This is a genomic window from Actinosynnema sp. NPDC050436, assembly GCF_040655415.1.
Taxonomy (GTDB): domain Bacteria; phylum Actinomycetota; class Actinomycetes; order Mycobacteriales; family Pseudonocardiaceae; genus Actinosynnema.
Genome location: NZ_JBFAJV010000001.1, coordinates 814,122 through 826,321 on the forward strand (window position 1 = coordinate 814,122; position 12,200 = coordinate 826,321).

General features: G+C 75.0%; 12 protein-coding genes. 5 read left to right on the top strand and 7 right to left on the bottom strand.

The annotated features are described in order from the left end of the window. Positions 1–61: 61 nt before the first annotated feature. Positions 62–1,069 carry an RNA polymerase subunit sigma-70 gene (locus AB0I60_RS03435; protein ID WP_360725590.1) on the top strand — a complete coding sequence of 336 codons (1,008 nt, stop codon included), beginning with the start codon at positions 62–64 and terminating at the stop codon, positions 1,067–1,069. Here AB0I60_RS03435 and AB0I60_RS03440 read toward each other — a convergent pair whose 3' ends face one another. The 5 genes from AB0I60_RS03440 to AB0I60_RS03460 all read right to left on the bottom strand — a co-directional run bounded on the left by AB0I60_RS03440 (position 1,070) and on the right by AB0I60_RS03460 (position 5,052). After that, positions 1,070–1,654: a dihydrofolate reductase family protein gene (locus AB0I60_RS03440; protein ID WP_360725591.1), complete on the bottom strand. Its 585-nt coding sequence runs from the start codon at positions 1,652–1,654 to the stop codon at positions 1,070–1,072. Positions 1,655–1,748: 94 nt separating this feature from the next. Further along, entirely contained in the window at positions 1,749–2,894 is a 1,146-nt protein-coding gene (locus AB0I60_RS03445) for an XRE family transcriptional regulator (protein WP_360725592.1), read from the bottom strand. Continuing rightward, a complete protein-coding gene (locus tag AB0I60_RS03450) occupies positions 2,891–3,682 on the bottom strand; it encodes a hypothetical protein (RefSeq protein ID WP_360725593.1) in 792 nt (263 codons plus the stop codon). Before AB0I60_RS03450 ends, AB0I60_RS03445 begins: the two co-directional genes overlap by 4 nt. Positions 3,683–3,747: 65 nt before the next feature. Beyond that, entirely contained in the window at positions 3,748–4,014 is a 267-nt protein-coding gene (locus AB0I60_RS03455) for a hypothetical protein (RefSeq protein ID WP_360725594.1), read from the bottom strand. Positions 4,015–4,092: 78 nt separating this feature from the next. After that, entirely contained in the window at positions 4,093–5,052 is a 960-nt protein-coding gene (locus tag AB0I60_RS03460) for a hypothetical protein (protein ID WP_360725595.1), read from the bottom strand. 70 nt (positions 5,053–5,122) lie between these two features. Between AB0I60_RS03460 and AB0I60_RS03465 the strand changes: the two genes are divergently transcribed. Both AB0I60_RS03465 and AB0I60_RS03470 read left to right on the top strand, forming a co-directional pair. Then, a complete protein-coding gene (locus AB0I60_RS03465; RefSeq protein WP_360725596.1) occupies positions 5,123–5,689 on the top strand; it encodes a helix-turn-helix transcriptional regulator in 567 nt (188 codons plus the stop codon). Then, positions 5,686–6,672, top strand: a complete 987-nt coding sequence (locus AB0I60_RS03470; RefSeq protein ID WP_360725597.1) for a hypothetical protein — start codon at positions 5,686–5,688, stop codon at positions 6,670–6,672. The genes AB0I60_RS03465 and AB0I60_RS03470 overlap by 4 nt, the downstream gene beginning before the upstream one ends. Before the next feature lie 91 nt (positions 6,673–6,763). On the opposite strand, the gene AB0I60_RS03475 is transcribed toward AB0I60_RS03470, so the two are convergent. Continuing rightward, entirely contained in the window at positions 6,764–7,633 is an 870-nt protein-coding gene (locus AB0I60_RS03475; RefSeq protein ID WP_360725598.1) for a DUF4394 domain-containing protein, read from the bottom strand. 361 nt (positions 7,634–7,994) lie between these two features. Between AB0I60_RS03475 and AB0I60_RS03480 the strand changes: the two genes are divergently transcribed. After that, on the top strand, positions 7,995–10,670 hold the full coding sequence (locus AB0I60_RS03480) for a tetratricopeptide repeat protein (protein WP_360725599.1): 2,676 nt from the start codon (positions 7,995–7,997) through the stop codon (positions 10,668–10,670). Between the two features lie 30 nt (positions 10,671–10,700). Here AB0I60_RS03480 and AB0I60_RS03485 read toward each other — a convergent pair whose 3' ends face one another. Then, entirely contained in the window at positions 10,701–11,057 is a 357-nt protein-coding gene (locus AB0I60_RS03485; RefSeq protein ID WP_360725600.1) for an MmcQ/YjbR family DNA-binding protein, read from the bottom strand. A 79-nt stretch (positions 11,058–11,136) separates the two neighbouring features. Between AB0I60_RS03485 and AB0I60_RS03490 the strand changes: the two genes are divergently transcribed. After that, positions 11,137–12,135 (top strand): hypothetical protein, encoded by a 999-nt coding sequence (locus AB0I60_RS03490; protein WP_360725601.1) that lies wholly within the window; start codon positions 11,137–11,139, stop codon positions 12,133–12,135. The last annotated feature ends 65 nt before the right edge of the window (positions 12,136–12,200 follow it).

The following is a 12,200-nucleotide window of genomic DNA, read 5'->3' on the forward strand; positions in this document are numbered from 1 at the left end:
AATCCTCGGCCACGTCGTCAGTTCCGGTAGCCCCTCGCCACCGGTGGAAGGATCGACGACCATGACCGACGCCAGACCGCCGGGCACCGACGGAGCCTCGCTCCTCGCGGTGGTCCGCTCGGGCGATGCGGCGCAGTTCGCGCTCATCACCGAGCGGCACCGGCGTGAGCTTCAGGTGCACTGCTACCGGATGCTCGCCAACTACGAGGACGCCCAGGACCTGACGCAGGAGACCTTCCTGCGGGCGTGGCACAAGCGGGAGTCCTTCAAGGGGTACGCCGCGCTGCGCACCTGGCTGTACCGGATCGCGACGAACACCTGCCTCGACTTCCTGGAGAAGCGCAACCGCCGCACGCCCGTGCCGTCCGAGCTGCCGGACGCCGGCTCCGAACTGCCGCACCTCCAGCCGTACCCCGACCGGGCGCTCCCCGAGGACCCGCAGGAAGCGGTGGTGGCGCGGGAGACGATCGAGTTGGCGTTCGTCGTCGCCGTCCAGCACCTACCGCCGCGACAGCGGGCGGTGTTCATCCTGCGCGACGTCCTCGGCTGGCCGGCGGCGCAGGCCGCCGACACCCTCGGACTGAGCGTCGCCTCGGTGACCAGCGCACTGCAACGGGCGCGCGGGACGGTGCGCGGACGGCTGCCCGACCGCCGCCTGGACTGGCGCAGCCCCGCCACCCACGAGCTGTCGAGCGAGGAGCGCGGCGTGGTGAGGTCCTACATCGACGCCCACGAGCGCAACGACCTCGACGGGCTGACGGCCCTGCTGCGCGACGACCTGCGCTTCGCCATGCTGCCCGGCCAGGGCACCGTGACCACGACGGCCCGGGACGCGGTGGACGGCTGGGTCTCCGGCGGGCTCTTCCAGCCCGGCCACGACGACTGGCGCGGTATCGCCACGACGGCCAACCGGATGCCCGCCGCCGCCCTGTACCTCCGCAGCCCCGACGGCCCGGGGCACCGGCTGTTCGCCGTCGCGGTCCTGCACGTCGCCGACGGGAAGATCGCCGAGCTGACCGGGTTCGGCACCGCCGGCCGGCCGTGGCCGGGCCTGCCCCCGGCGCTGTGATCACCGCCTGGTCCGGTACCGGGTCAGCAGCACGCCGCCGGGGAACGCCCGGGTCTCCACCAGGGCCAGGCTCACCCAGCTGTCGAGCGCCGTGAAGAACGGCGTGCCGCCACCGACCAGGACCGGCACGGTGACCAGCACGTACTCGTCGACCAGCCCGGCACGCACGGCCGCCCCGGCGAGCGTCGCACCGCCGATGTCCATCGGGCCGCCGTCCTCGGCCTTGAGCCGGGCGATCTCGGCGACCGCGTCGCCGGTGACCAGGCGGGTGTTCCCGTCGACCGCGTCGAGCGTGGACGAGAACACCACCTTCGGCATGTCCCGCCAGCGGCGGGCGTACTCGACCACCGCCGGTGCGGCACCGGGCTGCCGGTCGGCGGTCGGCCAGTGGGAGTTCATCGCCTCCCACAGCCCGCGCCCGTACAGCGCCAGGCCCGTCGCCGCCACGCGGTCGGACCACCACTGGAACAGCTCGTCGCTCGGCGACGCGTCCGGTCCCCCGCCGCCGCTCCAGCCGAGGTCGCCGCCGGGCGCGGCGACGTAGCCGTCCAGGGTCACGTTCATGCCGAAGGTCAGTTCCCGCATGGCGTCATGCCTCCCGTGAGTCGGTCTCACCCGGTGCAGACGGGCGCGGCGCGACGATCTCATCGGTGCCCGCTCGCGTGGGGACGACCCGCGACTACCGGACGCCGTCCAGGATGGACACCACCCGGCTCCCGGTGCGGGTGGTGCCCGCCGGGAGCGGGGTGCGGGCGGTCACCGTGCGGAACAGGTCGGGCGGCACCCGGCACTGGTCGGTCAGCGCCTGCTCGCCGATCCCCTCCGACGCCAGCAGCTCCACCGCGCGCGGCAGCAGCGACGGCTGCTCCATCACCGTCACCAGGCCGGGTTCGCTGCGCCGCCAGCCCCGGGCGGAGATGGTCGCCATGGCGTTGCGGTAGGAGACGTCACCCAGCCGGCCGAGCCAGCGCGCCCGGTACAGCAGCGCCTGGATGCTGACGCCCCACTGCTCCTTCAGCCGCGCCAGCGTCGGCCAGACCGCGCCGCCCATCGTCGCGGGCAGCAGGTCGCGCACCTGGTCGGCGGGCATCAGCAGCTCGGCGGCGAACCGGTGCGCCTGGTCCTCCACGCCCCGCCCGCCCGGTTCGGCGTCGGCGTGCATCACCAGGTGGCCCAGCTCGTGCGCCACGTCGAACCGCTGCCGGTAGTAGTCGCGCTTGACCGGGTTGAGCACCACCACGGGCCGCAGCCCGCCGTCGAACGAGTAGGCGTCCACCGACGCCGCGACCGGCGGGCTGAACACGACCAGCACGCCCCGGTTCTCCAGCAGCCGCACCAGGTGCCCGGCCGGCCCCGGTCCGACGCCCCACCGCTCGCGCACCAGCCGCGCGGCCCGCTCGGGGCCGTCGTCCGGGTCGTCCGCCGCGACCGGCAGGCACGGCACGTCCGGCGCGGGGAACTCGACGTGCCGCTCCAGGCCGGCCGCCACGTCCACCGCCACCTGCCCGTAGGCGAACGCCTGGTCGCGGGCGAGCTGGCTGGTCGAGCGCAGCGAGCGGAAGTGCGGGGTGGAGCTGACCGAGGCCACGTCGGCGGCGCGCACCGCGAAGAACCCGGGGTCCACGGCCAGGCTCAGCGCCAGGTGCGCGACGGTGGCGGCGGTGGGCCGCTTCGCGCCCGACTCCCACGCCGCCACCGCCGTGGGGCTCTTGCCCACCCGGCCGGCGAGGTCGCTCTTGCGCAGCCCGGCGAGCTTGCGGGCGAGCGTGAGCCGGGACCCGTCGAACACCGGGGCGACGTCCGCCGCAGGGGTGCGAGCGCTCACCGCTCACCGCTGGCGAGACCGTCCCGGCCGCGCAGGCGCACGGGGGCGTCGGGCGCGCTGCCGGTGCCCGGGTCGGCCGCCGGGCCGGTGGCGGGTGCCGGGGGCGCGGTGGTCCTGCGCGCGGCGGTCGGGCCGTCGAGCACGTCCACCCGCCACGCCCACGCCGGGCCGCCGCCCGCGTTGAGCCGGGCGCGGCCCAGGATCAGCTCCCGGCGGCGGCCGACCGGGTCGAGGCTGTGCGCGACGACGTAGGTGTCGAGGTCGAGGACCTGCGAGGTGAGCGAGAACAGGCCGCCGGCCTGCTCCTCCGCCGACTGCTCGAACAGCGACGGCTGGGCCGGGTGGGACTCCCGTTGCAGCGCGACCCGCTGCTTGGTGCTGCTGCGCCGGGCCCACGCCAGCTCGCCCAGCTTGCCGAACTCGCCCGCCGCGAGCAGGAACCGGCGGTGGCCGACCGCCCAGCCGGGGCTGTTGTTCAGGTTCGACCGGTGCACCACGCCGGGCGCGACCCGGGGCATGGTGTCGATGTCCTTGCCCGACAGGCGGGCGTACAGCTCGTCCAGGCCGGAGTCGGCGTCCGGCGCGGCGTAGCGCTCGCAGTGGAAGACGCGGTCCAGCCGGTTGCGGAACAGGGTGAAGCGGGTGTTGCCCAGCCAGGCCGCGTCGTGGCCGTCGGCCTCGGAGAAGTCCTCCAGCGCGCGCGTGGTCGCCGAGTGGTAGGCCCAGCGCAGGCCGTCCAGCACGCCGGTCGAGCCGAACTCCGCGAGGACTTCCTGCTGTTCCGTCATGCCGCGAACCTACCCCGGGAGCAGCAGATCGCGCGTGAAAATGAACCGGCGTGTCGGCTGACGCCCTATCGGGTGCACTCCCAGGCCACCGTCGCGTCGTAGGTGGTGCCGGTGGCGGAGATCTCGGCGCACTGCGCCTCCGGGTCGGTGAACCCGTCGCCCACCGCCTTGCTGCGGGCGTCGGCCCGCGCGTAGATCCAGGCGAACCCGAAGCTGCTGTCGCCCTCGCCCCGGAACTGCCTCGTGTACGGGGCGGCGACCGCGACAGCGCTGCCCGACACCAGCACCACGACCACCGCCGCCACCGACCACACCCGCGCGCGCAGACCCATGCCCCGACGTTACGAGCACCTGCGCGGCAGCACGACGGCCGACCGCCCACACCCGTTGCTCCGGTCGCCGTGGACGGTTCAGCGCCCGAGGTCGTCGGTCAGGGCGATGAACTCGTCGCCGTCCTGGAGCCACCACGTGCCGCCGTTGCGGTCGAGCAGCACGGCCTTGGCCAGCCCCCTGGGCTTGACCGGCTCGTGCGGCTCGCCCTCGGGCAGGGGCAGCAGGCGCTGGCGGCCCTTCCACTCGCCGGTCCGGAAGACCGGGGTGAGCAGCAGGTGGGTGCCGTCGGCGGTGAACCGGCCGCGCAGCCCGTGCTTGCCGGCCCGGCGCTTCCACCCGGACTGCTCGTGCGGGCGGCGGACGACCCGGCCGCCGTCCAGTTCGGCGCAGGTGAAGAAGTCCGCGCCGTAGCGGTGGGTGGAGCCCAGGTCCGAGCCTTCGGACACCACGTACGTCCGACCGCCCGCTTTCAGCGTCGCGGTCACCGACACGGCGCGGGGTTCGTCGTCTCCGGCCTGGTCGAGGCCGAAGCGGTCGGTCGGGAAGTCCGCCGGGTCCGGAGTCCACACCTCGTGCCACGCCGCCGCGCCGGTGGCCGGGTCGATCGCGAACCGCGCGGTGTGGCGGAGCTCCCGGACCAGCACGCCGTGGGCGAGCACGACGTGCCAGTCCGCCACGTCGCTCACCGCCGACCCGCCGTGCAGGCGCGGGGCGGGTGCCCGCGCCGTCAGCGCCTCGACGCCGGTCACCGGGATCTCGTGCCGCTCGCCGGGGCCCGGGTGCCGGTGGGCCCGCGCCGGTCCGGACAGCACGACGCAGCCGCCGGCGGGGTGCGCGAGCAGGGTCGGGCGGTGGTCGGGCCACCCGTCGTCCGGCACGGGGTCGAGCGGGTCGACGTGCCCGCCGCCGGGGCCGAACCAGGCCAGCGCCACGTCGAACGCGTCGCCGACCTGGCGTTCGCACAGCAGCACGAGGGAACCGTCGGCCAGTGCGGAGCGGTCGAGCACGAACAAGCCTTCGGCGCGGTGGCGTCGCATGGCCCGAGGATAGGGCGGCGGTCCGACGCACCCGGTTGCTTATAGTCGTATACGTCTATATGGTCTCGACGTGCCCTTGGACGCCACCCGCAACAGCCTGGTGCTGCCGCTGCTCGGCCTGCTGGTCGAACAGCCCGCGCACGCCTACGACCTCACGGCCCGCCTGCGCGAGCGCTACCACCACCTCACCGCCACCCGCAGCACCGTCACGACCCTGCTCAAGACGGTGGAGCGCGCCGGACTCGTCACCTCCCGCACCCCCGAGCAGGTCGGCAACCGGCCGCCGCGCACCACCTACGAGCTGACCGGCGCGGGCTTCGCCGACTTCCGCGCCAAAGTCGAGTCCGGGCTGGCCGACTCGCCCGCCGCGTCGGTGGACTTCACGCTGGCCGTCGCCTACGCGGCGATCCTGCCCGCCGACCGCGCCGCGACGATCCTGGAGGACCGCGCGACCCGGCTGGACGGCGAACTCGGTGCGCTGCACCAGGTCGAGGGCGTGCGCGAGGCGCACATGCTCGAAGTCGCCTACTGGCACGCGATCGTCACCACCGAGATCGACTGGACCCGGACCACCGCACGGCGGCTGCGCGCCGGCGGGATCGACTGGCCCCGCAGTCCGGAAAGGACGGACGCGTGAAGTTCGGCATCCACCCCGGTGGACGCGCCGGCACCACCTGCTCCCACCCGGCGGACCCGGCGGCGATCCGCGAGCTGGTCGACCGGCTCGCCGGCGGCCGGCCGTTCGTGGTGCGCGAGTACGTGCACCACTTCGGGCAGCCCCACCGGCCGGACCTCGCCGCGAGCCTGGGCGCGGGCCACGAACTGGACCACCTGACCATGCCCGACGAGTGGTACGCCGAGGCGGGGCGGGAACTCGACCTCGTCGTCAGCTACCTGCCGGCGGCACCCGACCTGGCGGGGTGGCTCGACTACCTCGACGCCGTGGTCGACCGCTACGGGCACCTCGTGAGGTTCCTCCAGGTCACGTTGGAACCCAACTTCCCCATCCCGCTCATCGACGGCAGCTCGCCCGGCGTCCTCGACGCGCTGGTGCACGGCCTCCCGCACGCCGCCCGCGCGGTGCGACGGCGGGGTCTGGACACGGAGGTGGGGTTCTCGGTCGCCGAACCGGCGGAGTGGCTGGGCGGCGACGACGCGTTCTGGGAGCACCTGAACTCGGTGCCCCGCAACGACTTCTCGGCGTACGTCGACTACGTGGGCCTCGGCCTGTACCCGGACGCCTTCTCCCCCGCCGCACCGCGCGGCACGCCGGGCGACGTCGAATCGCTCACCGAGCACGCGTTGCGGCACCTGAGGGAGCGTTCGCTGCCGCGCGCCCACATCACGCCGGACGTCCCGATCCACGTGGCGGAGAGCGGGAGCCCGAGCGGCGCACCACGCGACGAGGAGGCGCAGTGCCGGTCGCTCACCGACATGATCGGCGCGGTGCTGGGGTTGCGCGGGGAGCTGAACATCGCGCAGTACGAGCTGTTCGGCCTCCGCGACGCGGACAGCACCACCTCGGAGCCCGTGGGCTCGCTCGGCCTGGTCACCGACACCTACGAACCGAAACCCGCCTTCGACCTCTACCGCGACCTCGTCCAGGCGGCGGGGTCGTAGGCCGGCGCGCGTGGGCCCCGGCCCGCCGGGAGCAGCGGGCCGGGGCTGAGCCCGACCCGGGTCGGGCGGGGGCGGGCTCGGCTCGCGGCGGTCAGTTGGTGTCGAGGGCCACCGCGATGTCCGTGATCGCCAGGGGGAATTGGCCGAGACCGGCAGCCGCGCCGGTCAGCAGGTTGACGCTGTAGAGCGTCGCCGGCCCGCTGCCGCCGTTCGGCACCAGCGTGGCGAATGCGGACATCGCGACCGTCTTCCCGCCGCTCAGGTCGCTGAAGATGTCCAGGCCCGCGTTGGGCCCCGCATCGACGCCGAGCGCGCCGGTCGGGGCGAGGGTGCCGTTGTTCGCGGGCGACTGGACCACGACCTGGTCCGTGGTGGTGTTGATGTCGAACAGGGTGGTCGCCGTGTCGGCGTTGAGGTCGTTGTTGGTGTAGGCCACCGCGCTCACGCCCGGCGTCGGCGCGGGCGCGGGCGGCGTGCTCAGCGGCTGGTCCACGACCGTGGTGCCCGCCGTCGGGCCGTCGTCGATGTTGTGGCGGAGGTTCTGGCCGGTGTTCGAGACCACCCGCAGGCGGTTCGCGGCCGGGTTGAAGTCGACGCCGAAGAAGCCGCCGTCGAGGGCGACGCCGAGCTGGGAGACCTTCTTCACCACGACGTCCGGGATGGAGATCGTGTAGATGCCGCCGGCGTTGCCGACGCCGTACAGGGTGTTGTTCTGCACCCGGAAGTCCAGGCCGATCAGCGAGACGTCGCCGCTGAGGCCGCTCACCGCCCGCACCCAGTCCAGCTCCTGCGGCTTGTTGGTGCCGAACTGGGCCATCAGCTTGCCGTCCGAGGTGATCCCGAACGCCCGCAGGCCGTAGCTCTTCGCCGCGCTCTCCCCGGCGAGCCCGACCACGAGCGACGCCACGACCCCCGCGATCGCGGACGCCGCGACGATCCCTCTTCGAATTCGCGTGCTCACGTGTCCTCTTCCCCTCTTCGTGCCGCACCGCGCGGAACTGGCGCCGGTGTGGCGGGAGCCCGGTCCCGGCGGACCGGTCGCTGCCGGGGACGACCTTCGCAGCCGACGACCCGGCCGGCGCGGTTTCCCCGGTTGCCCCTCGCCGAGAGGAAACCGGGAAACCACCGCCGACCGGGCCGGGGCCGACGCGGACCGGCGCCCGACGCGGGCGGGCCCGGGCGGCGTTGGGCCGGACGGCCGGGGAACGGCCGCCGTCGGCCGCCTTCTGGTGCACCCGCGCGGGCAGTAGCCTGCGGGCGGGGCAGGACTTCGGGCGCGCGAGGCTTCCCGCCACCGACCCTGGGGAGGGGGACGGCAGGACATGCCGCGCCGAATCGGACCCGTCATCGCGCCACGGGCGGGTGCGCGCCTGCGGGAGCTGCGCCGTGAGCGCGGGATCTCGTTGGCCGCGTTGTCCCGGCTGAGCTTTTACAGCAAGGGCTACCTGAGCAAGGTGGAGAACGGCGAGAAGCCGTGCACCGCCGGGATAGCGCGCTCGTGCGACCGGCTGCTGGACACCGGCGGCGAACTGCAAAGCCTGGTGCAGCACCAGGAACGTGATTCGCTGCCGGAGCGGTCGGCGGTCGAGCCCGCGTCCGGGTTCGTGATACCGGCCGAGCTGCCGCACGACGTCGTCGGGTTCAGCGGCCGGCAGGCCGAGCTGGCGAGCCTGCACGCCCTGCCGCCGCCCGGCGGCGGTGTCGCGGTGTCGGTGGTCGGGGGCGCGGCCGGGATCGGGAAGACCGCGCTCGTCGTGCACTGGGCGCACCAGGTGCGCGGCCGGTTCCCGGACGGTCAGCTCTTCCTCGACCTGCGCGGCTTCGACCCGCACCGGCCGCCGCTCGCGCCCGCCGACGCGCTCGCGCAGCTCCTGCGCAGCCTCGGCCTGGAACCGCAGGACATCCCCACCGACCAGCACGAGCAGGCCCGCAAGTACCGGTCGCTGCTGGCCGACCGGGCGGTGCTGGTGGTGCTGGACGACGCCGCCTCCCCCGAGCAGGTGCGCCCGCTGCTGCCCGGCGGGCGGCGCTGCTTCACCGTCGTCACCAGCCGCAACCGCCTGGTGGGGCTGATCGCGCACGACGGCGCGCACCCGGTCGCGCTGGACGCGCTCACCCCGGACGAGGCGCGCGGTGTGCTGGCCGGGGCGCTGGGCGAGCGGCGGGTCGCCGAGGAGCCGGCGGCGGCCCGGCTGCTGGCCCGGCTGTGCGGCGGGCTGCCGCTCGCGCTGCGGATGGCGGCGGCGCAGCTCGCGCTGGGGCCGCACCGCCGGATCGCCGACCTGGTGGCCGAGCTGTCCGGCGCGGACCGGCTGGCCGCGCTCGCGGGCGGCGAGGAGTCGGCGGGGCCGGGTGCCGCGTTCGCGCTGTCCTACCGGGCGCTGCCGCTCGACACGCGCCGGCTGTTCCGCCTGCTGGGGCTCGCGCCCGGCCCCGACTTCACCGCCGAGGCCGCCGCCGCGCTCGCCGACGTGCCCGGGGCCGACGCGGCGGGCAGCCTCGACGCGCTGGCCGCCGCGCACCTCGTGGAGACCACCGGGCCCGGCCGGTTCCGGTTCCACGACCTGGTCCGCGACTTCGCCCGGGAGCGCTGCGAGCTGGAGGACGACCGCGCGGAGCGGGACGCGGCCGTGCGGCGGCTGCTGGTCCGCTACCTCTACACCGCGCGCGCCGCGTCCGGCCCGCCCTGGTACCTGGAGCTGCCGCACGGCGAGGTGTGCCCGGTCGGCGAACCCGCCGCGTTCCCGGACGACGCGGACGCGCTGGCGTGGCTGGAGCGCGAGCGGGCCAACCTGGCCGCCGCCCAGGACCACGCCGCGCGGCACGGCCCGCGCGAGCTGTCCTGGCACCTGGCCGACGCGCTGGTCCGCTACTCGTGGATGCGGCTGCCGCGCGGGTCGTGGCACTCGTCGGCGCACCTGGTGCTGGACGCGGCGGTGGCCGGGGGCGACCTGCGCGGCCAGGCGCTGGTGCACTGCCGGCTGGGCACCGCGCTGTGGGACGCCGGGCAGGCGGAGCAGGCCGTCGAGCACTACCGCCGGGCGCTGGCGGTGAGCACCCGCATCGGCTGGTCGACGGGGCGGGCGTGGGCGAACGCGGGCCTGGGCGTCGTCGGCTGGGCCTCGGGGCGGCTCGGGTCCGCGCTGGAGCACGACACCGCCGCGCTGGAGCTGTTCCGCGCGACCGGCGACCGGGAGGCGGAGGCGTTCATCCTCGGCATGGTGGGGCGGGTGCACCGCGACCTGGGCCGGCTGCGGGACGCGTCGGACCACCTCGAGCTGTCGCTGCGGCTCAACCCGCGCACGGGGTGGCGGCGGGAGACGCTGAGCCTGCCGCGCCAGGTGCTCGCGCTGGTGCGCTGGGAGCTGGGCCGGCCGGACGCGGGCCTGGCGGTGCTGGAGGACGTGCTCGCCGACCCGTCCGGCCCGCGCGACGGGCAGGCGATCGCGCTGGACGCGGTGGCGCGGATCAAGACCGACCTGGGCCGTCCCGCCGAGGCCCTGGAAGACGGCGAACGCGCCCGCCGGCTGCTGCGCGACACCCGGCGGCACGCCACCCGCGCCGGGATCATGACCACCCTGGCCACCGCGCACCGCGAACTGGGCGACTTCCGCCGGGCCACCGCCGCGCACCGCCGGGCGCTGGGCCTGGCCGACGAGGCGGGGCACCGCCGGGCGCAGGCCGAGGGCCACCTCGGCCTGGCCACGACCCGCCGGCTGACCGGGCGGCCCGAGGACGGCCGGGCGCACGCGCTGCACGCCCTGCGCCTGGCGCGGCTCAGCTCGCTGCGGGTCGTGGAGGGCCAGGCGCTGACCGAACTGGCCCACCTGCACGCGGCGCTGGGCGACCACCCGACCGCGCTGGCCCACGCCCGCACCGCCCTGGCACTGCACCGCACCACCGGCCACCGACCGGGCGAGACCCGCGCCCTGGCCGCGCTCGACGAGAGCCGCCGCGCACTCGGCGACGTCCTCACCCCCGACCCGTCGGGAACGTGATGCCGAAGCCCCGGCCGGGCCGGGGGCGCGTCAGGGGCGTGACGCGGCGGGGTCGGCGGCGGTGGCCACCAGGTCTGCCGGGGCGGACAGGCGCCACGCCTCGAACACCAGCTCGGCCAGCTCGTCGGCGTCCACCCCGGCGAGCTGGACCACGACCCAGCCGAAGCCGCCGGCCGTGAACTGCTCCTCGAACACGTCCGGGCGCTCGGCGACCAGCGCCCGCTGCTCGGACAGCGTCTGCTTGAGCCCCACGGTCGCCGTGCGCGGCCAGTAGTAGCCGAACCTCTTGCCGCGCACGGCGAACGAGCTGTACTGCCCGCCCTCCGCGCGCTCGACCTCGGCGAGCGCGCCGACGAGGTCGAAGAACACTGCACTGCCGACCGCCACTGGAATCCCCCGGAAAGTTCCGCTGCGCAGAGTATATGTACGCATGTGCGGCGGTGGTCCCGTCGCATACGCTGCCGCCATGATCAGGGCGCGCAACTGGCTTCCGCTCGTGGTGGGGCTCGCGGTGGTGTCGAGCGGGTGCAGCGTGCAACTGGTCGGCACGCCCGTCGCGGCCCCGGTGACCGTGACGACGACCAAGGACAAGAAGGCCGAGGCGACGGCGGTCGGGCTGCTCGGCGACCTGCCGACGCTCGACCCGTGCAGCCTGCTCGGGGTCGCCGACCTGAAGAACTTCGGCAAGGTCGAGCCCGGGACGGTCGAGTCGCTGGACTACTGCCTGTACCACGTCACCACCCCGGCCGGGGCGAAGCTGGACGTCATGGTCGGCAGCCTCGACCAGCTCGCCTCCGAGGGCGAGGCGCGCGGCGACGTCCGCAACCACAAGGGCGGCCTGCGGATCGCCTACGAGGACGGCGACGCCACCCAGTGCGGTCGCCGGCTGGTGTTCTCCGACCTGGTCACCCTGAGCATCACCGTCGGCAACTACGGCGAGGCCAAGACCACGACGAGCGAGCTGTGCAACCCGGCCGACGCGGCGGCGACCGCCACCGCCGACCGGGTGCTGGACAAGGACGTCGAGCACCGCACCTTCCGGGCGCGGTCGATCGGCAAGCTCGACCCCTGCACCGTCGTGGGCAAGCAGGTGCTGGCCGGCGTGCCCGGGATCGGCCAGGCGAAGGTGCACCCCTACCCGGCGGGCCACCAGTGCCGGTGGAGCCCGGACGGCACGATCACCGCGCCGAGGGTGCGGGTCGCGTTCAGCATGGGCGTCCCGGCGAAGGCCGACGGCCCGCTCCGGACGTCCGAGGACATCGCCGGCCGGGCCACCACCATCAGCCGGACCAGCGCGACGTCCATCGCGCTCTGCACGGCCGAGACGACCCACATGGCGGTGGACGACGGCCTGAGCGAGCTGGCGTACGTCTCGGTCAGCATGGCGCAGGGCAGCCAGATCGACGCCGCGTGCACCTCGGCAAAGGTGATCGCCAACGAGGTCTGGCGCCAACTGCCCCGGTGATCCTCCGCACGAACCGGAGGTCGGGTGTCCCCCGAAGGGGAACCTCGGTCACGGAGCGAAGTCCC